The sequence below is a fragment of the Caecibacter sp. AF58-12pH5A genome (assembly GCF_027681725.1).
GTDB lineage: Bacteria > Bacillota > Negativicutes > Veillonellales > Megasphaeraceae > Megasphaera > Megasphaera hominis.
Genome location: NZ_JAQDBC010000008.1, coordinates 58,001 through 79,337 on the forward strand (window position 1 = coordinate 58,001; position 21,337 = coordinate 79,337).

General features: G+C 52.5%; 22 protein-coding genes. 11 read left to right on the top strand and 11 right to left on the bottom strand.

The annotated features are described in order from the left end of the window. Nucleotides 1-21: 21 nt before the first annotated feature. The 3 genes from hisG to PGX44_RS05720 form a co-directional block, all read right to left on the bottom strand. A complete protein-coding gene (hisG, locus tag PGX44_RS05710) occupies nt 22-654 on the bottom strand; it encodes an ATP phosphoribosyltransferase (protein WP_186502437.1) in 633 nt (210 codons plus the stop codon). 1 nt (nt 655) lies between these two features. After that, nucleotides 656-1,873: an ATP phosphoribosyltransferase regulatory subunit gene (locus PGX44_RS05715; protein ID WP_498854580.1), complete on the bottom strand. Its 1,218-nt coding sequence runs from the start codon at nt 1,871-1,873 to the stop codon at nt 656-658. Between the two features lie 122 nt (nt 1,874-1,995). Further along, entirely contained in the window at nt 1,996-2,205 is a 210-nt protein-coding gene (locus PGX44_RS05720) for a DUF951 domain-containing protein (protein ID WP_498854581.1), read from the bottom strand. A 217-nt stretch (nt 2,206-2,422) separates the two neighbouring features. On the opposite strand from PGX44_RS05720, the gene PGX44_RS05725 reads away from it, so the two are divergent. From PGX44_RS05725 to PGX44_RS05735, 3 genes are read left to right on the top strand one after another with little or no spacing between them, the layout of a single operon-like run. Then, nucleotides 2,423-2,704: a hypothetical protein gene (locus PGX44_RS05725; protein WP_186502440.1), complete on the top strand. Its 282-nt coding sequence runs from the start codon at nt 2,423-2,425 to the stop codon at nt 2,702-2,704. A 6-nt stretch (nt 2,705-2,710) separates the two neighbouring features. Next, nucleotides 2,711-3,439: a DUF1700 domain-containing protein gene (locus PGX44_RS05730; protein ID WP_498854582.1), complete on the top strand. Its 729-nt coding sequence runs from the start codon at nt 2,711-2,713 to the stop codon at nt 3,437-3,439. Nucleotides 3,440-3,445: 6 nt separating this feature from the next. Then, complete coding sequence (locus tag PGX44_RS05735; protein ID WP_498854583.1) at nt 3,446-3,913, top strand: hypothetical protein; 468 nt, start codon at nt 3,446-3,448, stop codon at nt 3,911-3,913. 52 nt (nt 3,914-3,965) lie between these two features. On the opposite strand, the gene PGX44_RS05740 is transcribed toward PGX44_RS05735, so the two are convergent. From PGX44_RS05740 to PGX44_RS05750, 3 genes are read right to left on the bottom strand one after another with little or no spacing between them, the layout of a single operon-like run. Beyond that, entirely contained in the window at nt 3,966-4,874 is a 909-nt protein-coding gene (locus tag PGX44_RS05740) for a DMT family transporter (protein ID WP_498854584.1), read from the bottom strand. Between the two features lie 35 nt (nt 4,875-4,909). Beyond that, nucleotides 4,910-5,614 carry a response regulator transcription factor gene (locus PGX44_RS05745; RefSeq protein WP_498854585.1) on the bottom strand — a complete coding sequence of 235 codons (705 nt, stop codon included), beginning with the start codon at nt 5,612-5,614 and terminating at the stop codon, nt 4,910-4,912. Nucleotides 5,615-5,643: 29 nt separating this feature from the next. Continuing rightward, nucleotides 5,644-6,480: a D-alanyl-D-alanine carboxypeptidase family protein gene (locus PGX44_RS05750; protein ID WP_498854586.1), complete on the bottom strand. Its 837-nt coding sequence runs from the start codon at nt 6,478-6,480 to the stop codon at nt 5,644-5,646. Between the two features lie 291 nt (nt 6,481-6,771). Between PGX44_RS05750 and PGX44_RS05755 the strand changes: the two genes are divergently transcribed. From PGX44_RS05755 to PGX44_RS05785, 7 genes are all read left to right on the top strand, one after another. Beyond that, nucleotides 6,772-7,425 carry a precorrin-2 dehydrogenase/sirohydrochlorin ferrochelatase family protein gene (locus PGX44_RS05755; protein ID WP_498854587.1) on the top strand — a complete coding sequence of 218 codons (654 nt, stop codon included), beginning with the start codon at nt 6,772-6,774 and terminating at the stop codon, nt 7,423-7,425. Then, the gene (gene hemC / locus PGX44_RS05760) at nt 7,412-8,353 is read left to right on the top strand and encodes a hydroxymethylbilane synthase (protein ID WP_498854588.1); all 942 of its coding nucleotides are present in this window, start codon (nt 7,412-7,414) and stop codon (nt 8,351-8,353) included. Before PGX44_RS05755 ends, hemC begins: the two co-directional genes overlap by 14 nt. Next, on the top strand, nt 8,350-9,885 hold the full coding sequence (gene cobA, locus PGX44_RS05765) for a uroporphyrinogen-III C-methyltransferase (RefSeq protein WP_498854589.1): 1,536 nt from the start codon (nt 8,350-8,352) through the stop codon (nt 9,883-9,885). Before hemC ends, cobA begins: the two co-directional genes overlap by 4 nt. Next, on the top strand, nt 9,872-10,858 hold the full coding sequence (hemB, locus tag PGX44_RS05770) for a porphobilinogen synthase (protein ID WP_498854590.1): 987 nt from the start codon (nt 9,872-9,874) through the stop codon (nt 10,856-10,858). The genes cobA and hemB overlap by 14 nt, the downstream gene beginning before the upstream one ends. Nucleotides 10,859-11,035: 177 nt before the next feature. After that, on the top strand, nt 11,036-12,292 hold the full coding sequence (gene hemA, locus PGX44_RS05775) for a glutamyl-tRNA reductase (RefSeq protein ID WP_498854591.1): 1,257 nt from the start codon (nt 11,036-11,038) through the stop codon (nt 12,290-12,292). 32 nt (nt 12,293-12,324) lie between these two features. Continuing rightward, a complete protein-coding gene (gene hemL, locus PGX44_RS05780; protein WP_498854592.1) occupies nt 12,325-13,626 on the top strand; it encodes a glutamate-1-semialdehyde 2,1-aminomutase in 1,302 nt (433 codons plus the stop codon). Between the two features lie 4 nt (nt 13,627-13,630). Beyond that, nucleotides 13,631-14,290 carry a Crp/Fnr family transcriptional regulator gene (locus tag PGX44_RS05785; RefSeq protein WP_498854593.1) on the top strand — a complete coding sequence of 220 codons (660 nt, stop codon included), beginning with the start codon at nt 13,631-13,633 and terminating at the stop codon, nt 14,288-14,290. Between the two features lie 127 nt (nt 14,291-14,417). Here the strand turns inward: PGX44_RS05785 and PGX44_RS05790 are convergent, their stop codons facing one another. From PGX44_RS05790 to PGX44_RS05810, 5 genes are all read right to left on the bottom strand, one after another. After that, nucleotides 14,418-15,191: a formate/nitrite transporter family protein gene (locus PGX44_RS05790; RefSeq protein WP_498854594.1), complete on the bottom strand. Its 774-nt coding sequence runs from the start codon at nt 15,189-15,191 to the stop codon at nt 14,418-14,420. A 26-nt stretch (nt 15,192-15,217) separates the two neighbouring features. Further along, nucleotides 15,218-16,201 carry a sulfite reductase subunit C gene (asrC, locus tag PGX44_RS05795; RefSeq protein ID WP_289001059.1) on the bottom strand — a complete coding sequence of 328 codons (984 nt, stop codon included), beginning with the start codon at nt 16,199-16,201 and terminating at the stop codon, nt 15,218-15,220. Nucleotides 16,202-16,214: 13 nt separating this feature from the next. After that, nucleotides 16,215-17,027, bottom strand: a complete 813-nt coding sequence (gene asrB, locus PGX44_RS05800; RefSeq protein WP_186503259.1) for an anaerobic sulfite reductase subunit AsrB — start codon at nt 17,025-17,027, stop codon at nt 16,215-16,217. Beyond that, entirely contained in the window at nt 17,017-18,039 is a 1,023-nt protein-coding gene (asrA, locus tag PGX44_RS05805) for an anaerobic sulfite reductase subunit AsrA (RefSeq protein ID WP_498854595.1), read from the bottom strand. Before asrA ends, asrB begins: the two co-directional genes overlap by 11 nt. Nucleotides 18,040-18,299: 260 nt before the next feature. Continuing rightward, complete coding sequence (locus PGX44_RS05810; RefSeq protein WP_498854596.1) at nt 18,300-19,955, bottom strand: subtype B tannase; 1,656 nt, start codon at nt 19,953-19,955, stop codon at nt 18,300-18,302. Between the two features lie 238 nt (nt 19,956-20,193). On the opposite strand from PGX44_RS05810, the gene PGX44_RS05815 reads away from it, so the two are divergent. Continuing rightward, nucleotides 20,194-21,333, top strand: a complete 1,140-nt coding sequence (locus PGX44_RS05815; RefSeq protein WP_498854597.1) for an efflux RND transporter periplasmic adaptor subunit — start codon at nt 20,194-20,196, stop codon at nt 21,331-21,333. Nucleotides 21,334-21,337 lie beyond the last annotated feature (4 nt).

Genomic DNA, 21,337 nt, shown 5'->3' on the forward strand with positions numbered 1-21,337 from the left:
TGCCTCTCTTCCCCAGTCGAATTATTTAATTTCGTTCTGTTTGATGACCTCAATGAGCGTGCTGATTTCCTGATACTTTAGTTTAAAGGAAACGGGATTACAAATCATGCGGGCACTGAAATCCATGAAGTATTCGAGCACTTCCAGGCCGTTCGCCCGCAGGGTATTACCCGTTTCGACGATATCGACGATAACATCGGACAAGCCCACCAGAGGTGCCAGTTCGACAGAACCATTCAGCTTGATAATATCGACACTGTGATGGTTTTGCTCAAAATAACGGCGGGCAATGCGCGGGTATTTCGTACCGACCGTAATCCGCTTGGACATATCCACAGTCTTACCCTTTACGCCGGCAACGGCCATATTACAGCGGCCAATGCCGATATCGAGTACTTCATAGACCTTGGCACCGGCATTATCCTCAATGAGGACATCTTCGCCGACGATGCCAATATCGGCAGCGCCCCGTTCGACATAGACGGCTACATCCGGTGATTTGACGAGTGTCACTTTCAAGCTGCCACTGGCATCTTCAAAGATCAGCTTCCGGCTTTCTTCCGTATAGGTCGGGAAATCATAGCCGCTTTCCTTCAGGTATTTCATGACTACTTTATGAATGCGCCCTTTTGCCAGGGCAATGTGAATTGCCATCTTAAAGCCCCCTCATCATGTTTTCCAGGTCTAAAGCGCTCAATTCCCTGCCATCTTTATAATAGGCGCCATTCCGGTATACGGCATGAATACTGTAATCAGCACTGTCGATAAAGGACGCATCGGGATACGCCGCAACGCGGAACCCCTGGGAGCGCCAGCAGCCTAAATCCTGAATCAGCCTGACGTCACTGGCTGTGTACGAAATAGCCAGCTGAAAGCTCGGTTCTGTATCTTCCAAAAGGCCGGCATCACTCATGAATTCATAAAGCAGATTAATGTTCATGCCAAAGCCGCACGCCGGCCGGTCAACGCCAAATTGAGCCGAAAGAGAATCATAACGGCCGCCGTCGATGACATCGTACAAGGCCCCATCGACGTAGACCTTAAAGACCATATCCGTATAGTAATCCAGCTGGCTGGCAAAGCCAAAGTCGAGCTGTACCTTGTCTGCATAGCCTGCGGCCTGGATGTACTCGTAGGTCTTTTCCAGACGTGCCAGGGCATTGCGCATACCACTGTTGATGCAAAGCGTCCGGGCCTTGGCCAGGGTTTCACTGTACGGCCCAAACAGGACGGGAATGGCTTCTAAGGCATTCTTTGCTTCACTGTTCAGGCTCAGTCCGGAAAGATAGCGGCCAAAGGCAACCAAGTTACGTTCGGCCATATACCCGCGCAGCATACTCTTTTCCTTTTCTTCCAGCGGCAGGCTGCTGAAGAGAGCCTGTGTATAGGCCGCCGTGCCGATGTCGATGCGGACGTTATCTACACCCAGAGCCTTCAGTATTTCTGCCGCGATCACGATGACTTCACCATCGCACTCCGGACTGGCATCACCGAGGATTTCCACCCCCCCTTGAAGGAAATCCTTGCCGTACGTAGAACGGCCGAAATATTCACGGAAAACCGTACTGACATAGCCGAATTTAAGCAGCTGGTTCGAGCGGGGAAATTCCCGGGCTGCCGTTTCGACGAGCGGCACCGTCACATCCGGCCGCAAGACGAGAACGCGGCCGTCCGTGTCGATGGTTTTGACCATCTGCTGCCGCAGCTGGGGAAAATAATGCTGGTACACATCGTAATCTTCAAAGCTGGGCGTTTCAATAATCTTACAGCCATGATTCATGATCACTGTCGTGAGCTTGCTCTGAATCCTGTCATAATTACGCATTTCGTCGTGATGAAGCATCTTCACTCCATCTAATGTATTACTGAGCATGTCTATACACCCCTTGTAAGCCAGACTTCTTTATCTCTTTATTGCTTTACCGAAGTAAAGTATTGCCGTTTAAAATTGTACCACATACGGAAATAAATAAAAAGGGGTTTTACAAAAATTATTCATTCCTCTGTTTCCGCAGCAGAATGGATGATTTTTTTTACGGATTTTTCAAACTTTGGCCGGGGCACCATGACCCGGTGGCCACAGCCACAACAACGGATGACAAAGTCAACCCCTATGCGCAATACTTCCCATTCATTTGAACCACAGGGATGTGCTTTTTTTAATTGAACCACATCGCCTACGTGGTAGCGTACAAAATCAGCCATGCCATCTACCTCCTTATTTGCGGCTGCCGGCAGCCTCTGCCGTACAACCAGCTATACGTTTATGTTACTTCAAATACACGTGCCGTGCAAGGGCAGAAACAGGCCTGCCCTAGTCACTCCCAGCGTTATGTGATAGTATAAGAAATATAAGGCTATGGGGCCGGCCTCGTATGGTCACGGCCCGGCCGATTACTTTGTATAATTCGGAGGTATACCGATGTCACAATTGCCTGAACCTAAAACTTGCAGAACAGCCTTCCTGTTCCTGTATACGCTGGGTGGCTGCTGTTCTGTAGCCTGTGTCGCCCTCCTCGCCTGGGTAGCCTTTTGCATTGCCATGGAAAAGCCCCCCTTGGCATCTGTCGCGTTTTTATCCTCCTTGCCTACAGCTGCTATTTTTATTATCATCATCGCGATCATGATCATCGGTGTTGCCGCTTGGCAATGGGGCGCAAAATATCACCAGCTATATGAGGAATACATGACGAAACAGAGGTAAGTGGTTATGCGAAAGTCTGAATTTATGGATCTCTTGAAATATTATTTCCGCAAAGCTGACAAAGATGACCTGAAAGGGATCATCGAAGACTGTGAAGAACAGTTCCGTTTAGGTGCGAAAGAAGGAAAATCAGAAGAAGAAATATGCGTTAAACTCGGTTCACCAAAGAATATTTACCGGTATTATATGGGTAAGCCTATTGTGCCCGAAGACAATCCGCGTCTGCCTAACGATGACTTCGACGCACGCCGCCGTCCCAAGCGGGAGCCTTACGATTGGGAAAAGGATGAAGACCTCTTGCGCCGGCGCCAGCAGAGCCAGCAATACTATCGCACAGAGGCTCCTGCAGTCCCGGCAGAAAGGGACAGCGCCCGTAGAACGGCGCTGCCACGCCGCCGTTCCCGCCGTTCAGAAAGCAACAAAAATGACACCTTCACCTGGTCCGATAACGATAGTCTGGCCAAAGCAGGCGGTACAGTCTTACGCCCTGTCTTCAGCCTGCTGGGAACGCTCTTTACGTTGCTCAGTGGTATCCTCTATGCCGTCCTGCTCATGGTCGTCATGGCGGGCCTCTTTATGTTCATTATGCCAACGTACCTCTTTTTTGGCCTTGTTCCCATTCCCCCTTTATCCTTAAAAACGATTATTTTCACTATTCTTGCCCTTCTTTTTGCCGGACTGGCAGCCAGTGCGGCAAGTACGGCCTGCCATGCCGCAGCCAGGGGAAGGAGGTAATACGTTGTGATCAAAACCTTACTTTGCCTGTTTCTCTCCGGCGTGTTTGCTTTTATGAGCCTCAGCTCCTATGAAAGCAGCGATGCCCTGCCTATGAAACAATGGCTGGCCTATTACAGCGCGTACCAAACCATGAAATCAACGGGTACCCTGGATGATAAAAACAAGCTGGTCCTGCTCAACCGCCTGTGTCTCCTTTATCCCGACCGGGCCGCCATCTACAAGGCTGAATTCAAAGGCCAGTTCGGTGATTTGGAAAAGCAGCAGGAAGAAAAAGCCGCCAAAGAAGAAGCGGCAGCAGCCAAAGAAAAAGAAGACGCTGCCATTGCCGAACGACGGCGCGAGCAGCTTTCTGAAGCCAAAAACCGCTTAGAACAGGAAATTCAGGAAAAGAAACAGGAAATACAGAAGCGGCAAACGCAGAAACAAACGACGACACCTAAGACAAGCGATACGAGCTCGTCTACACGCTAAACTACGCTAAAAGACCGGTCAGGTTGTATCCTGACCGGTCTTTTAGCGTAGTTTATTTTTCAACGCGCTGGCACTGCCTGCCAGGCTGTTTTTTCTTCTTGTTCAGAATAACGACTGAACTGAGAATCAAGGCCATACCGGCCAGTTTCATCAAATCATAGGGCTCTTGGAAAATAAAAATACCAATAGCCGCCCCGACAAAGGGCTCAATAGTTGCCATAATAGCCGCTTTCCCCGTTTCCATATATTTGAGGCCCAGCGTATAGAGAAAATATGGCAGAACAGAACAGAAAAAGGCGATGCCTAAGGCCCACAGCCAGGACGTCGTATGCGCTCCCATAAGCGTCAGGAGTGTGGGAACATCGCCTAAAGGCAGCATGGCTGCAACGGCAAAGGCGAAGGTATAGCACGTAACCGTTTCCGGCTCGTAACGCCGCAAGGCATAGCGGCCAAAAATCGAATAGAGTGCGTAGAAAAAACCAGCCCCCAAACCGACGGCCAACACAAAGAGGGGAATAGCCAGGCTCCCGTGTAAAACACCGGAAACGAGTACGCAGCCGAGGAAGGTACACCCCAGGGCGGCCCACTTGCGCAGTGTCAGCGGTTCCTTAAAAAGCAGGGCTGACAAGAGCATGACAAAAATAGGTGACGTATAGAGCAGCATGACTGCAATGGAGACCTGGCTGGCGGCAACGGCAATAAAGTAGAAAATACTAAACAGGGCATAGCTAAAAACGCCTGTACCGAGGAAACACCAGCAATCCCGCAAGTGAATACGCAATAAATGTGGTGCCCGCCAGGCCAGAACGGCGACCACAAAGAGGAGTGCCAAAAGAGTCCGGATCAGGCAAATCTGCAGTGCGTTAAGGCCGATGGCATCGAGCTGTCGCACAAAAATACTGATCGTTCCCCACATGGATCCGGCTGCCAAGATACAAAGATTTGCTTTCCATACGGACATATGCCCCTTCCCCCTTCTACCGCCTATTTACGTGCTTACTCCATGCGAAAACGGTAGCCATTACCCCATACCGTTTCAATCGCCGTAAACTTGGGCTTCACTTCATTCAGTTTGTCCCGCAGGCGGTTGACATGGACGGTAACCGTTGCCATTTCGCCTAAGGCATCGAGATGCCAGATCATTTCAAACAGGTATTTTTTGGACAGGACCTGATTAGGATGCTGCGCCAAAAAGAGGAGCAAATTAAACTCTTTTCCTGTCAGTAAAATTTCTTTTTTGCCACGGAATACCTGCCGGCGGCGGATAAAGATCTTTAGATCACCGGTCTGAATATCCGGCAGTGTTTCATCGCGCATGAGATGTGCCCCTGCCAGCAGACGTTCGTGAATATCGATATGGGCTTTTACGCGGGCAATCAGCTCCGACGGATTGAAGGGCTTGACGATATAATCATCAGCGCCCAGGCCAAGGCCCTTGATCTTATCTTCATCACTCGTATGAGCCGTTACGAACAGAATGGGAACATCGCTCTTTTCCCGGATTCTTTGGCAGACAGTAAAACCATCTTCATCCGGCAGGCCTACGTCCAGAATAACCGCATCAACGGCCGTTTGAGATAAGGCTTTCATGCCGCTTTTGGCATCCCTGGCAACAGTCACATCAAAGTTGCTATTTTTAAAAAAATCGCGTTCCAAGGCGGCGATCAATTCGTCATCTTCAATAATCAACACCTGGGCCATTCCGGCTCACCCCCTATGTATAATATATGTTATACCCCTGTTTGAATGCGGCGGAAGCCATAATCCAAAATAGCCGGCGCATCGACCCAGCGGTCATCATCATTAAATAAGGCCACTACCAAGGTATGACCATCACGTGTAGCCGAAGCTACAAGGCAATCGCCGGCAGCCTGTGTATAGCCGGTTTTGACGCCATTCGCACCGCTATAGCCGCTGGTCAGGAAATGATTGGTCGTCGTCACGTATTTCGTATGGCCATCCATGTATTTCATGTTATAAGACGGCAGGCTGACGATGTAGGCAAATTCCGGATAGTGCTTCAAGCCGTAGGCCGCCATGCGGGCCATATCGACGGCTGTCGTATGGTGACCGGCTGCCGTAAGGCCGTTGGGATTGACAAAATGAGAGTGTTCTGCCCCTAGCTTAACAGCTTCGGCATTCATCATGCCGGCAAAGTTTTCAACAGAGCCACCGATCGTTTCTGCTACGGCTACAGCGGCATCATTTCCGGAAACGACCATCATCCCCCGCAGGGCTTCGTGCACAGTCAGCTGATCCCCCGGGGCAATGCCCAAGCTTGAAGGTTCCGTATTGGCAGCCGCCCAGGAAATCTGTAAGGGTTGTTCTAATTTATCCTTGCCCTGATCCAAGGCAGTCAAAAGCGTTACGATTTTTGTCGTACTCGCCGGGTGTACCCATTTATCCGGGTTTACACGATAAAGGATTTTTCCCGTGTCTGCATCAATCAGGCAGGCTGCTTCAGCACCTGTAGGCGGTACATAGGCCTGTACAGCAGCCGTGCTGCCAAAGGCCAGTAAAAGGAAACAAAGAAAAGAAAATAGCGTCCGTTTTATCCCTGCAAACATCGAATCTCTCCTTTACATAAATGGTTGTATTGTAGTTTTTATAAAAAAAATAAACTATGTCTCCTAGTAGTTATAAAATAATTAGTTTATATTTTTTTATAATCTCTAAAGTAATATTATTATTCAAAATGAACGGAATGTCAAATAAAAAAAATAATACAAGCAGAAAAAGGCTTGCAATTACAACGTTTTTCTTTTCTCATAGTATGCTATAATAAACGATGGTGATATATAACTTTATTATATGTATAGGCACATGTCTTTAAGGCATCGTCATAGAAAGGCTATTTTATGTATCCGATCAACTTACTACTCGACAACTGTCCCTGTCTGATCATCGGCGGCGGCAGCGTAGCATTCCAAAAAGCAAAAGGCCTCTTAGCGGCAAACGCCGTCGTAACGGTTCTGGCGCCGGAAATATGCCCGCAGCTGCAGGACCTGGTACAGGCAGGACAAATCATATGGCAGCAACGGCCGTATACGCCTGGTGCTGAAGCAGGCTATACGCTTCTTCTCTGCTGTGCTGACGATAGTGCAGCCAACGCATCTGCTGCAAAGGCTGCCCTGGCACGGGGCCAGCTCGTAAACGTTTGCGATAAACCGGAAGAAAGCAACTGGACGACGCCATCTGTCATCCGCCGTGGTCCTTTGCTGTGCACCATTTCTACTAACGGCCAGGCACCGGCTTTTTCCCGCTGGCTGCGCCTGCACTGGGAAGAAAAGCTGACCCCGGCGTATGGCGAATGGATAGACCGGCTGGCCGCTGTCCGTGCCGAAGCCCGAAGCAGCCTTACGAGCAGCCAGGCCCGGCAGGCCTTTTGGCGTCAGGCCCTGACCGATGACATCATGGCACGCGTCGCGGCCGGTCATCTGGATGAAGCCGAACAGGCCCTGCGCCAATCTCTACACCATTATCTACAGGAGACTTCTCATGAAGACCATTGAAACGATTACTATTGGCACGCGTTGCAGCCGTCTGGCCGTACGTCAGGCTGAATCGGTAGCTGCATCGCTTCGCCTCCTTTTTCCCCATATTTCCGTTACGCTAAAGTACATTCACACGCGGGGTGATAAAATTGTTGACAGGCCGCTCAGCGCCATTGGCGGCAAAGGACTCTTTACGGAAGAAATCGAACGGGAAATACTTGCCGGCACGATTGATCTTGCCGTGCACAGCCTGAAAGATGTCCCGGCTGAGTTACCCGTCGATTTGACCTTGGGCGCGATTACGAAGCGGGAGCCGGCTCAGGATGCCTTCGTATCCTGTCACTATGCCTCCCTGGCGGACCTGCCACAGGGTGCCCGTGTCGGCACGTCCAGCCTGCGCCGCAAGGCCCAGCTCCTGCGCCTGCGGCCGGACCTCGACGTAAGCGATCTGCGCGGCAATGTAGACACGCGCTTACGCCGCCTCGACGCCGGTGAGTACGCAGCTATTATCCTGGCAGCAGCGGGACTTACACGCTTACAATTGACGGACAGGATTACCGCTTATTTGCCGGCAGATGAATTTATCCCGGCTGCCGGTCAAGGGGCACTGGCGTTAGAAACGCGGGCTGCTGATACGGCCGTGCTGCAACTCTTAGAAAAGCTTCATGACAGTGAAACGGCTGCCTGTGTCACAGCAGAACGCAGTTTTTCCCGTCATATTGGCGGCAGCTGCCAAATTCCTGCCGGTGCCTACGGAACGATACAGCAGAACCGGCTGATCCTGCGTGCGGTCATTGCCTCGCCGGACGGGCGCCAAAGCCTGTGCCGTTCCCTGGCCGGGGCCCCTGCTGACGCTGAAGAATTAGGGCGCCACATGGCCACGCAGATGCTGGCTGAGGGCGGCTCCGCCATCCTCGCTATGAGTGCGAAAGGAGAAAACCTATGACAGAAGGAATGGTATATCTCGTCGGTGCCGGCCCCGGTGACTGGCGTCTTTTGACGCTGCGCGGTAAAGAACTCCTGGAAAAAGCTGATACGGTTGTCACAGATCATCTGGCAGACCCGCAGCTCTTGCACTTTGCCCGCCATGATGCAGAAATTATCTACGTTGGCAAAACAGCTGACCACCACACACTGCGACAGGAAGAAATCAATGCTCTCCTCGTCAAGCTGGGACAAGACGGCAAGACCGTCGTCCGCCTCAAGGGGGGCGATCCCCTCGTGTTTGGCCGTGGCAGTGAGGAAGGGGCTGCGCTCCATGCTGCAGGCGTTCCCTTTGAAATCGTACCGGGTATCTCATCCACCATTGCCGCACCGGCTTATGCCGGCATTCCCGTGACGGACCGGGCCTTTGCCTCGTCTTTTGCCGTCATTACAGGCCACGAGGATCCTACAAAGGGCCACTCGTCTATTCACTGGGAGCACCTGGCCACAGCTGTAGACACGCTGGTCTTCGTCATGGGCGTACGTAACCTGCCCAATATTACGGAAAAGCTGCTCCGTTACGGCCGGGCGCCGGAAACACCGGTGGCCCTCATCCGCTGGGGTACGCGCCGGGATCAGACGACCCTGGTCAGCACCTTGGCAAAGGTGGCTGACGACGCAGCCCGGGCCAAGCTCACGCCGCCGGCAGTCTGTATCATCGGTGACGTCGTAAAACGGCGGCAAGAGCTGCGCTGGTTCGATACGCAGCCCCTTTTTGGCCTTACCATCGGCGTAACCCGTACGTCGCCCCAGGCCTTTTCCCTCACACGCATACTGGAGGAAAAGGGCGCCGCCAGCCTGGAAATCCCGGCTATCCGGCTGGAAGCCCCGGCTGATGGCTACGCCGGCCTGGATGCGGCCATTTCCCGGCTTTCTGACTATAACTGGCTCGTCTTTACGAGCTCTAACGGAGTCGATCATTTCTTTGCCCGCCTGCACCAGGCCGGCTGCGACAGCCGTGCCTTAGGACAGGTAAAGCTTGCTGTCATCGGCCCGTCTACGGCAAAAGCATTGGAAAAATACGGCCTGCGTGCCGATGTTATGCCAAAGAGCGATTATCGTGGCGAAAGCCTGGCTGAAGCACTCATAGAAACGCTGCCGGCCAAGGCAAGGGTCCTGCTCGTACGCGCCGAAAAAGCCCGGGCCGTCTTGCCGGACAGACTCACCGAGGCCGGTGCCGCTGTCACCATTGCTGCCGCCTACCGCACCGTACCGGCATTAGAAAATAAAGAAACACTCATCAAGCTGCTCAAAGAAAAGAAGCTTGACCTGCTGACCTGCACCAGTTCCTCTACGGTCCTGGCCCTGATTCAGCTCTTAGGACCTGACCGGGACCTCCTGAAGGACGTAGGGCTGGCCTGCATCGGACCTATTACAGCACAGACCTGCCGTGACGAAGGCCTCACACCGGCTCTCGTCGCTGATACCTATACCAGTCAGGGACTGGCAAAAAAAATACAAGAATGGAGACTTGCCAATCATGAAGTACAATAGTTTACGGCCCCGCCGCCTGCGCATTTCCCCCGCTATGCGCGCTCTCGTGCGGGAAAATGAAGTGAAAGTATCTGATCTGATTTATCCTATTTTTGTCGTTCCCGGCACGAACGTGCGCGAAGAAATCCCCAGCATGCCCGGCTGTTATCATCTTTCTGTCGAAAATGCCGTAGAGCTGGCCAAAACCGTGGCCGCTGCAGGCATTCCGGCCATCGAAGTATTCGGCCTGCCGGAATACAAAGACGAAACGGGTTCGTCTGCCTGGGACATGACCAGCCCGGTCCAGCGGGCCATTAGAGCCATCAAGCAGGCACTGCCGGATTTAGTCATCGTCGGCGATGTCTGTCTCTGCCAGTATACGAGCCACGGCCATTGCGGCCAGCTGTGCGGCCACTACGTCGACAATGACGCCACCCTGAAGCTCCTGCAGAAGGTTGCCGTCAGCCAAGCCCAGTGCGGTGCCGATATCGTCGCCCCATCGGATATGATGGATGGCCGCATCGCTGCGCTGCGTACAGCCCTCGACGAAAACTCCTTCCAGAACGTGACTATCATGTCTTACGCTGCCAAGTATGCCTCGGCCTTTTATGGTCCGTTCCGTGATGCAGCCAACTCGGCACCTGAGTTCGGCAACCGCCGCCAATATCAGATGGACCCGGCCAACTCCCGCGAAGCCATGAAGGAAATCGGCCTCGACCTGGATGAAGGCGCCGATATTATCATGATCAAGCCGGCCATGACCTACTTGGATATCGTCCGTCAGGCCCGGGACCGGATTGACCGGCCCATCGCCGTATACAATGTCAGTGGTGAATACGCCATGGTAAAGGCAGCCGCCCAAAATGGCTGGATCGACGAAAAGCGTATTGTTATGGAATCCCTGACCTCCATGAAACGGGCCGGCGCCGATATTATTATTACCTATCACGCCCTGGATGCCGCCCGTTGGCTCCAGGAAGGCGTAGCCTGGTAATCCTCGCCATATACTGTACAGAAAGAGCTGCCGGAAATAAAATCCGGCAGCTTTTGCCGTACCCGGTCTAAATCAGGAAAACGGTCCCGGCCGCTTCTTCCTGCCCCTCTTGTCAAGACTCAGAGAATTTACTACACTATACTAGTAGTGATTTATATATAAGGAGTTAACGCCATCATGCAATTACTTGTATGGGGCCTGAATTTCAAGACCGTCCCTGTAGCCATACGGGAACAGTTTGCTGCCACACAGGACAGCATTCGTTCAGCCCTCTCTCAATGGGATCAATATACTGCATTAAAGGAAGCTGTCGTCCTTTCTACGTGCAACCGCTCGGAGGTATACGCCGTCTGCGATGACGACACGGACAGCCAAGTCCTGCAGGATTTCTTCCTCTCCCTCCTGCCCTGTCAGCCCGACGTAAAACCGGAATACTTTTACGTCTACGAAGGTACAGCCTGCATCCACCATTTACTCACCGTTGCAGCCAGCCTGGACTCTCAAATTTTAGGGGAAGGACAGATTTTAAGTCAAGTCAAGCAGGCCTACATTTTAGCCCACGAATGCGGCGCCACAGTCACCGTATTGAACCTGCTCTTCCATCAGGCCATTGCTACAGGCAAGCGCGTACGTACAGATACGCATATTGCCTACAATGCCGTGTCCGTCAGCTACGCAGCCGTCCAGCTGGCCGAACGGATTCTGGGCGATTTGTCCGGCCGGGGCCTCATGATTTACGGTGCCGGACAGATGGCCGAGCTGACAGCCCGTAATTTCCGTGGCAAGGGCACAGGCCGCCTGTACATCGTCAACCGGCATATCGAACGGGCTCAGGCACTGGCTGCGACGCTGCAAGGCAAAGCCGTCCATTACCAGGCTGCCGACGCCGTAACGGAGGACGTAGATATTATCATCACCTCTACAGGGGCACCGCATTATGTATTGACGACAGAACGGGTACGGCGGCTGTGCGACTTACGATGTCATAAGCCCTTGCTTCTCATCGATATTGCCGTACCACGGGACATTGAGCCGGACGCCGGCGAATTGCCGGGAATTACGTTGTATAATATTGACGACCTCTCAACGGTCGTCCGCAACAATGAATGCTCGCGCCAACAGGAAGCAGCCGTCGCCGCCGGCATTGTCGACGAAGATACAGAAGCCCTGACGGAGCGCTTCCGCTACCTCACGGTCCGGCCGGCCATGCTGCGCCTGTCGAAAAAGGCAGAACTTATGCGCCAGCGAGAATGGCGGCGGGCCCGCAATAAACTGCCGGGCCTTACGGACGAACAATACAGGGTCATTGAAAACATGTCGCGCATGCTCGTGCGCAAACTGCTGCGTGATCCCATGATGCAAACTGTAGAAGCAGCCCACACGGAAAAAGAAAAAAAGACACTGCAGTCTCTTTCCGACCTGTTCAAGCTTTGATCATGTCTATTCTGTAAAGGAGGAAATTTCCTATGCTTGCACATACAAAATCAGAGGCGGCCTTTACGGCAGCCCAAACGCTCATGCCCGGCGGCGTCAACAGCCCGGTCCGGTCGTACGGCCGCGTGCACTGCAACCCGCCCTTTATCGCCTCAGCCAAAGGCTGTACCATTACGGATATTGACGGCAATACGTATATCGACTACGTCGGCTCTTGGGGTCCCATGATTGCCGGCCACGCTCATCCCCGGGTAGTCAAGGCCCTGCAAGAGGCTGCTACACGCGGTACGAGTTACGGCGCACCGACGCTCCTCGAATCAGAGCTGGCCAACCTGGTCAAAGAAATCTACCCTTCTATCGAAAGACTGCGCATGGTCAACTCCGGCACAGAAGCTACCATGAGCGCCTTGCGCGTCGCCCGCGGCTTTACGGGCCGCGATAAGATTATAAAATTCCAGGGCTGCTATCACGGCCATGCCGACAGTCTCCTCGTCAGTGCCGGCTCCGGCGCAGCCACCTTCGGCCAGCCCGACAGTCCGGGCGTTACCAGGGCTACAGCAGAAGACACGATTACCCTGCCCTATAACGACACGAAAGCCTTTAACCGCCTGATGGATGGTTTCGGCAACGACATCGCTGCAGTCATCGTCGAACCTGTCGCCGGCAACATGGGCTGCGTACCGCCTGTACCGGGTTTCCTCGAAGCCCTGCGCAGCCAGACGGCTGCCCACGGTGCCATTCTCATTTTTGACGAAGTCATGTGCGGCTTCCGTACGGACCTCCACGGCGCCCAGGCGTACTATGGCATCACGCCGGATCTGACCTGCCTGGGTAAAATCATCGGCGGCGGCCTGCCCGCAGCGGCCTACGGCGGCAAGGCGTACCTCATGGACTGCGTCTCGCCGGCCGGACCGATTTATCAGGCCGGTACACTGAGCGGTAATCCCCTGGCAGTCACAGCCGGTCTGGAAACGCTGCGCATCATTACGGAAGATCCGGACTATACAGTCCGCGTTACAGCCCAGACGACAAAGCTCTGCGACGGCCTGCGCACGGCTGCGGCCGCAGCAGGCGTACCGGTCTGCATCCATCAGTCAGGCTCCATGTTCAGCGTCTTTTTCACGCCGGACGAGGTCCGCGATTTTGCCATGGCCAATGCCTGCGATCAGGAAGCCTTTGCTACGTATTTCCAGGCTATGCTGGAAGCCGGCATCTACCTGCCGCCGTCTCAGTTCGAAACGTGTTTCCTCTCAGGTGAACATGATGATCAGGCTATTGAAATAACGCTGTCCGCAGCGAAGAACGCCTTTGCTGCTGTGGCAAAAAGCAGGTGATTGTATGAGTATTGACTACGCCAGTTTGACTTCTATGCATCTCTTTGCAGGTATCCGCGAGCAGGACCTGGGCCCTATGCTGCAATGCCTGGGTGCCCGCTTTCAAACGGTACATAAGGGGGAATTCCCCTTGTTAGCGCAAGCAGAGGTAAAATATATTGGCGTCATCCTCAGCGGCCGTATCCACATGGTCCACGAAGACTCCTGGGGCGATAAGACGATTCTTTCCGTACTCCACCCGGGTTCCCTCTTCGGCGAATCCTTCGCCTGTGGTACAGTCCTCAAGTCGTCTGTTACCTTCCAGGCAGTACGCGAAAGCCGCGTCCTCTACCTGCCCTTCCGCAAGGTCCTGCAGACGTGCAAAAACTCGTGCCCTTTCCATTACAAGCTCATCGAAAATATGCTGCGCATGCTGGCCGATAAGAATGCCCTCCTCATGGAAAAGCTGGAAGTGGTCTCCAAAAAGACCCTGCGCCGCAAGATCCTGACATACCTTTCCTTCCAGGCAGAAGAGCAAGGCAGTAAGACCATTACGCTGCCCTTGAGCCGGACAGAACTGGCAGACTACCTCTGCGCGGACCGCACGGCCGTATCACGGGAGCTGACGCGTATGAAAGAAGAAGGCACCATCGATTTTGACAAGGATACCTTTACTATCCTCTGACGAAAACACGGACTTTCCCCAGGGAGAGCCGGTCTGATATAAGCAAAAAGATCCCCCGCCGGAGCCGGCATCACGCCAGCCCGTGCGGGGGATTCTTCGTATAGAGAACGCGCTCTCTATACAGCTTTTATTCTTTTGCTTTCTTTTCCAAGGCGCCCAAACCATAGGGGATGGACAGGAAGACGATAGCGCCGACGATGTTGCCCAAGGTTACAAAGAAGAGATTGTAGAGGTAACCGCTGAGGGTAATCGAAGCATCCACCGGGGACAAGAGGCCCAAGGTAAGAACGGTCATGTTGGCAATGCTATGTTCAAACCCGCAGGTAAAGAAGGCATAGAGGCACCAGAAGACCATGATCAATTTAGCTGCATCGCTCTTGGTCCGGAAGCCGCACCAAACGGCTAAGCAGACGAGAACGTTACAAAGGATACCACGGGCAAAGAGGGCGAGTGGCGGCAAACCGGTCTTCATAACAGCTGCACCGGTCAAGGCCTTGCCGACAGCACCGACAGGACCAAGGGCGGCGATGAAGATCAGGGAAAGGACGATGGCGCCAAACCAGTTGCCCAGGTAGCAGACGACCCAGAGGCGGATAACGTCAGCTGCGGAAACGGTCTTTTGCCGCCAGCCATTGAAGAGGACAAAGGCATTGCCCGTAAACAACTCGGCGCCGGCAATGATGACCAGGCTCAAAGCGATGCCAAAGGACGCACCCATGGCAACCGGTGTAACAGGCAGGGGGCCCAGGGATCCTTTGACGGTAAACGCCAAGAGAATCCCAAAGCCGATGTACGCACCGGCCAAAGCGGAAAGCAGGAAATAGCCTAAGGGGTTATTCTTGAGCATCGCCACTTTGGCTTTTGCCCCATTGCCCGTTGCTTTATATTCTTCGTTAAACATGTGTATCTCCTCTCACACTGCAGTCCTTATTTCAGGCCCCAGTAGCGAATACCATTCCAATAGAGAGGTTTGTACACTTCTGCTTTTTCCGGCAAATGAACGTCTCTCATGATATATTCCATGAACGTATCGACGCCTGTACGGTCGACGATGTAGCCGATGTGTTCCTTACCACCCGGAGCATCGGGATCGATGTATTTCTTGGCATAGTCGTAGACGTTGGAAACAATCTTGACGATGCTGTCAGCGTCACACCATTTGATGAAATCGACGCCCATACGGGGGTTTTTCTTACCGGAACGGCCGAGGAGGGTCAGGCGGAAATACTGCGTTTTGCTGCGGGTCCAGGCACGGTTCGGGCAGGCATGGACGCAAACGCCGCAGCCGATGCATTTTTCTACGTTCCGGACAGGACGGAATTTTTCCATGTGCAACGCTTCTACAGAGAGCTGTTTGCACTTCTTGACGCAGGCACCGCAGCTGACGCAGCGGGACGGATCGAACTGGGGTTCCGTCATGCCCATGATGCCGAAGTCGTGCATACGGACTTTACAGCAGTCGTTCGGACAGCCCGTAAGAGCTACCTTTACGTGCAGGTCATTCGGGAAAATAGCCTTTTCGATGCGTTTTGCCAGTGCTGTCGTATTGTAATTGCCGAAGGGGCAGACATGGTTGCCGACGCAAGCCATGATATTACGCGTACCGGACGATTCGTAGCCGATGCCCTTCTTGGACTGGTTAATATTGAGTTCATCAATGATCGGCTGCAGTGCTTCGTTTACTTCCTGTACCTTTTCGTAAGGAATGCCGAAGATTTCGAAGCCCTGACGGATAGTCAGATGTACTTCGCCATTGCCGAAGCGTTCAGCAATATCTTTTACCTGGCCCAGGACCTTTGCATTCAGGAGGCCGCCGGGAACACGTACACGAGCCGATGCGATACCGCGTTTTTTCGTGACGCGGAACGCGTTTTTCTTTAACTTGCCACAATTCATATCCATCATAGCCATAGCGTGTATCCTCCTAGTCAATCATCGTCTGAATCTGCGTATATTTGAAGACCGGGCCGTCCTGGCAGATGTATACGTCGCCAATACGGCAGTGGCCGCATTTGCCGAGGCCGCAGCACATTTTACGCGATTCGGAAAGCCAAATGTTGTTTTCGTTGAAGCCGATCTTTTTCAGTTCCAAGATGGAGAATTTGATCATCGGCGGCGGACCTACGACGACGGCAATGGCTTTGGCCATGTTGTCGAATTCGAGTTCCGGAATATATTTCGTTACCATGCCGACGTGACCTTCATAGCCTTCAGGCGCATGATCGACCGTCGTAATCAAGTGAATGCCTTTTTCCAGCCAGACTTTCTGGTCTTCCTTAAAGAGGATGTCGTCCGGCGATTTAAAACCGACGATGACCGTCAGTTTCTTGATTTCGTCCAAATGGTCGGCGAAGTAGTCGATGACGCCGTGTACAGGTGATAAGCCCGAGCCGCCGGCTACGAGGATGACTTCCTTACCCTTGAACATGTTGACGTTGAAGCCATTGCCATAGGGTCCACGCATGAAGAAGTGGTCACCTACATAATTTTCAAAGATTTCGTCCGTCAGGGAACCGACGCGGCGAATAGTGAAATCCAGGGAATGGTCTGTAATACCGCTGACGGAAATCGGAGCTTCGCCGTACTTCGGAATAGAAATTTCAAAGAACTGGCCCGGATTAACAGGGTGTTCCTTGCCACGATCGTAGGACATGCGGAAGGTATATTCTAATTCAGCGTGCTTGATTACTTCGAGAATTTCGGAACGAAACGGTAAATATTCATTTTTATTGGCCATTTTCCAGTACCTCCTTCATGCCCTGGGGCAGCTTCGTGTTGATGCAGTTTGTAAGAGAAATATATTCCGGGCAGATAGCGTCACAACGGCCGCAGCCTACGCACATCTGGAAGCCTGCACGGGTATTGAAGTCCATGACCTTGTGCAGCACCTTGAAGCGCATGCGTTCGCCAGCCTTCTGACGGAAGCAGCCACCACCGGCAACGGTCGTGTAATCATCAAACATGCAGCTCGTCTGCACGCGGCGGCGTTCACCGGCTTTGCCGTTTTCCGTGTAGAAGATATCCTGCATGGACCAGCACGTGCACGTCGGGCAAGCCAAGGTGCAGCGGCCGCATTTGATACAGCGTTTGTCGTATTCATCCCAAATAGATGTCTTGGCAATGGCGTTGGTCAGGTTATCCGGAATCGTAACTTCTACGTCGTCTTCTTCTACGTGATTCGGCACAACATCGCAAGTCTGTTCAGCAAATTCCTGTAAAGCTGCTGCCAGCGTTGCATCAGGACAGTCCAGGAAATATTCGCCATCTTTTGCGTTAACGGCAGCGTCGTAATCGGTGCTGACGTTCGTACCCATGGAAACGCAGAAGCAGTCTTCGAAGGGATGTTCGCAGCCCATGAGAACAAACTTCACGCGATCGCGCAGGGTTTTGTAGTAGTAATCTTCCGGGCCGTTTTCGAGGAACATGAAGTCCAGGCGTTTGACAGCGTGCAGATCGCAGCTGCGCAGGAAAATGATGGCGCCCTTCTGCGGGAAATCAGCTTCTTTTACTTCGTTTTCCGTGAAGTAGAAGAGGACCTGACAGACCGGTGTCAGTACATCCTTAAAGGAGTATTCGGAACGTTCATCCCATACGATCTGGGCAGGATCTGTCACCTTGCCATAGCGAATTACATCGGTTTCTGAAAAGCGTCCTGTTCCTTCAAACACCATGGGTGCGTAAATGTCGTACTCTGCAGACCATTTCTTAAAGGCAGAGGTCAATGCCTGTCCACTTAATTGATACCCCATTCTGCTACCTTCTTTCTTTGGATACTATAACAACATAAAATAGATTAAAAGAAAATTTTCACTTTCTGTTGTGCTTTTCATCAAATATCATTGATGCTTATATGCTACCAAAAAGAAACCAATCCTTCTGTTGCCTTGGCAACGGAAAAATTGGTTTCTTCTCATTTATCAATGCTAAATTGAGATAACTTTCTCTTTTGATTTGCGCTTTTGTAATCCAGATACAAATTGTCCGTTTTAGTTTCCTTCACCGGATCCTCTTAGCGGCATATCGAGTCGGCCCAGGCAAAGAGTTCATCCAGGTCGTAATCCCCGCCATGCCCCTGCCCCCAGGGAACGGCAAAGTTCACATCATAGCCTTCATTTTGCAGGCGCAGTGCCAGAATAGCCGGCACGGCCAGAGACGTATCCCTGTCCGCACTGCCGTGACGGATGCGCCAGTGCGGAGCTACGGTGACATCTTCACGGCCAATATAGTTCAGGGGATTCAAGAGGCCAATAACTTTTTTATCCGCCATCTTGGCCTTTTTAACCGTATTATACTTCTTGCCTACGGCCGTAAAGTGACGGGCATTGATGGACGACGAACCGAATTCACTGTTTTCACCGGCAGAAAGGTCCAGGGCATCGAAGGCCGGTGCTGCCTTCAGGCGCGTAATCTGCACGGCGTACTTCGCCAGATCCATGTCCGTGACCTTGCCGTTTTCGATGGTCAGCCAGCCGACGTGGGACAGATCTTTACCACTATCTATAGCATGCTGTGCTGAATCCATATATAGTTGTTTTATATACTCTTTAAAGGAACCGTTCCCTTTCTTATCTAAAGTCAGCTTCGTTCCATCGGCAGCCCGCAGATGAAGACTGTTCAGATAGGATGGGAATTTTTTCTTTAAGACCTCGGACACCTTGATTTGCTTTTTCGTCAGTTCCTGCGCTTTGGCACTTTCAGCCGGTGCATTAGCCGGGCGGTTTTGGACCGTACCGCCCGGAGCCGCAGCAGCCCCCTCGCCGGCAAGCATTTTCATGAGACCGGCGGGCATGGCCTGCTGATAGTACGTATGCACGTCGCCAAAGACCCATTCATAGGGCATGTCTGCATGATCTAGATCTGTAATGGGGCAATAATCACTGGAGGCGAAGATATCATCCCGTTCCTCCGCTGCACCCAGGTCCTTCAGATAGGGTTCATAGTCGGGACTGTTCCCGGTTGCCCCTAAAAGAGCCGAAAGGGCACCGCCGGCACTGGTACCATTCGAAATAATTTTATCTGTATTGCCGGGAATGCGGCCTTTATTATACCGTAAGTACCGTACGGCTGCTTTCATATCGACGAGGAGAGCCGGAGCCTTGCCTGTATACGTACCATCGGCAGCTTCATTCGTCCTGCCCCGGGCCCCCGGTGCTGCCACGACATAGCCATAGGCCAGGGCCGTCAGGATCGCGTTGGGACCACCGCTCATGCGGTCATTTTCCAGTGGCGTACCGGCTTTTCCCGGCATATAGCCGCCGACGCTGTTCGGTAAGAAAATGGGAGCTGTCGCTGCCGTATAGCCATGGACGGTCTTACCATCAAAATAGTCTTCTGGCACGTAGATATTCATAGATTCATAGGCCGCATCGACAGGATGGGATACGTATACGCGATTTTCGTAAGAACGAAAGACCACCTTCTGTCCCCTGTATTGCATCGTATCGACGGTATAATCTGACGTATCGAGTTCTAAGCTGTACGTTTTCTGCTCCTTCTCTGCTGCCGTCTGCGCCGTGTTTTGCGCCACCGTCTGGCTGGCTGCCAGCGGGGCCGCCGCTGCCGTTACAGAAGCGCTTTCCGCCTGCGTTCCTGCCGGAGCTGCCGCCCAGGCCGGGCCGGTACATAAGAGCGCCGCCAAGAGAATCGCATTCCATTTATACTTCATGTTATTTCCTCCCTTTTGCATTATTATTCATTTTATTATACCAGTATATGTGTAGTATAGCACAATTTCATAAGGTCATTTGTTACAGTTTCTTGTAATCTTCCTTGTTGGCACGGTTCTTCCTTTTTTTGTTCATCTCACTTATGTTATACTTAACCTGTGCATACGGAAGTACCGTATGGTTTACAGCATTTATTTTTTATACAACTACTCCATTTCAAATTGCAGGGTGATTCTTATGAAACTAAATTTCAAAGCAAAAGCAGCCATTGCCATCGTCCTCATTGCCGCTTGTGCCTGTGGCGGCTGGTATTATTATCAGCAGCAACAGAGCGCCAAACAGGCAGCTGCCGTAGAAACGGCAACGGTACAGCGCATGAACCTGAAATCCACCGTATCCGCTACGGGGACCATCCGTCCTGTCGATTCCGTCGAAGTCTCGCCAAAGATTACGGCCCGCATCAGCCAGGTACTGGTCAAGGAAAATGACCACGTCACGGCCGGCCAGGTCGTAGCCACACTGGACGGCAAGGATTATCAGGCCAAATACGACCAGGCCCAATATAAAGTAACGAATACGCGTCTCGATTACGAACGCTATAAGTCATTGTATGACCAAGGTGCCGGCACCAAGCAGGCCCTCGACAATGCGGAATACGAATATAAGACGGCCCTTTCAACCTTATCGGCCGCCGAATCGGATTTGGCTGAAACATCCATTACTGCGCCTATGAGCGGCGTCGTCGTCGGTGAACCGAAGCCGGCCGGTACCATGGCCGTCCAGGGTAATAGCAACCCGACGGTCATCATGCGCATCGCCGATGCGAGTAAAAAACAGATTCTCGCCAACATCGATGAAACGGATATCGGCAAAATCAAGGTCGGCCAGGACGCGACCTTTACAGTCGATACGTATTCGGACAAGACCTTTACGGCTCACGTCACGAAGATTTCCCAAACCGATACGAGCAACACGTGGGATACGAACGGCACGAGTTCTACCTCTTCCTCTTCCTCTTCCTCGTCAGCCAGCGTTATTTACTACTACGTCATTCTCGACGTAGATGATCCGGACGACGAACTGCGCCTGGGCATGACAGCCCGCGTAGACATTATCACGTCGGAAAAGGACGACGCCCTCGTCGTGCCCATTGCAGCACTCAAGACCAATAACGGCGGCACGTATGTCCTGCGCGTCGGTGATGACGGCAAAACCGAAGAAGTACCCGTTACGACAGGCATTTACAGCGACGATTACGTCGAAATCCTGAGCGGCCTCAACGCCGGTGATAAGGTTTCTATTTCCTATACGGCCGCTAAGACAACCTCCAGCAGCAGCTCTAAGAGCAACAGCCGCCAGGGACCGCCACCCATGTAATACT

What these genes read in the sequence shown, in the direction of transcription:
- PGX44_RS05725 (WP_186502440.1), top strand. Translation starts at nt 2,423, where the DNA reads ATGTCACAATTGCCTGAACCTAAAACTTGCAGAACAGCCTTCCTGTTC.
- asrA (WP_498854595.1), bottom strand. Translation starts at nt 18,039, where the DNA reads ATGGGGTATCAATTAAGTGGACAGGCATTGACCTCTGCCTTTAAGAAA.
- hemC (WP_498854588.1), top strand. Translation starts at nt 7,412, where the DNA reads ATGAAGACCATTGAAACGATTACTATTGGCACGCGTTGCAGCCGTCTG.
- PGX44_RS05740 (WP_498854584.1), bottom strand. Translation starts at nt 4,874, where the DNA reads ATGTCCGTATGGAAAGCAAATCTTTGTATCTTGGCAGCCGGATCCATG.
- PGX44_RS05755 (WP_498854587.1), top strand. Translation starts at nt 6,772, where the DNA reads ATGTATCCGATCAACTTACTACTCGACAACTGTCCCTGTCTGATCATC.
- PGX44_RS05810 (WP_498854596.1), bottom strand. Translation starts at nt 19,955, where the DNA reads ATGAAGTATAAATGGAATGCGATTCTCTTGGCGGCGCTCTTATGTACC.
- PGX44_RS05720 (WP_498854581.1), bottom strand. Translation starts at nt 2,205, where the DNA reads ATGGCTGATTTTGTACGCTACCACGTAGGCGATGTGGTTCAATTAAAA.
- PGX44_RS05715 (WP_498854580.1), bottom strand. Translation starts at nt 1,873, where the DNA reads ATGCTCAGTAATACATTAGATGGAGTGAAGATGCTTCATCACGACGAA.
- hemA (WP_498854591.1), top strand. Translation starts at nt 11,036, where the DNA reads ATGCAATTACTTGTATGGGGCCTGAATTTCAAGACCGTCCCTGTAGCC.
- cobA (WP_498854589.1), top strand. Translation starts at nt 8,350, where the DNA reads ATGACAGAAGGAATGGTATATCTCGTCGGTGCCGGCCCCGGTGACTGG.
- asrB (WP_186503259.1), bottom strand. Translation starts at nt 17,027, where the DNA reads ATGGCCAATAAAAATGAATATTTACCGTTTCGTTCCGAAATTCTCGAA.
- asrC (WP_289001059.1), bottom strand. Translation starts at nt 16,201, where the DNA reads ATGGCTATGATGGATATGAATTGTGGCAAGTTAAAGAAAAACGCGTTC.
- PGX44_RS05745 (WP_498854585.1), bottom strand. Translation starts at nt 5,614, where the DNA reads ATGGCCCAGGTGTTGATTATTGAAGATGACGAATTGATCGCCGCCTTG.
- PGX44_RS05790 (WP_498854594.1), bottom strand. Translation starts at nt 15,191, where the DNA reads ATGTTTAACGAAGAATATAAAGCAACGGGCAATGGGGCAAAAGCCAAA.
- hisG (WP_186502437.1), bottom strand. Translation starts at nt 654, where the DNA reads ATGGCAATTCACATTGCCCTGGCAAAAGGGCGCATTCATAAAGTAGTC.
- hemB (WP_498854590.1), top strand. Translation starts at nt 9,872, where the DNA reads ATGAAGTACAATAGTTTACGGCCCCGCCGCCTGCGCATTTCCCCCGCT.
- PGX44_RS05730 (WP_498854582.1), top strand. Translation starts at nt 2,711, where the DNA reads ATGCGAAAGTCTGAATTTATGGATCTCTTGAAATATTATTTCCGCAAA.
- PGX44_RS05750 (WP_498854586.1), bottom strand. Translation starts at nt 6,480, where the DNA reads ATGTTTGCAGGGATAAAACGGACGCTATTTTCTTTTCTTTGTTTCCTT.
- PGX44_RS05815 (WP_498854597.1), top strand. Translation starts at nt 20,194, where the DNA reads ATGAAACTAAATTTCAAAGCAAAAGCAGCCATTGCCATCGTCCTCATT.
- PGX44_RS05785 (WP_498854593.1), top strand. Translation starts at nt 13,631, where the DNA reads ATGAGTATTGACTACGCCAGTTTGACTTCTATGCATCTCTTTGCAGGT.
- hemL (WP_498854592.1), top strand. Translation starts at nt 12,325, where the DNA reads ATGCTTGCACATACAAAATCAGAGGCGGCCTTTACGGCAGCCCAAACG.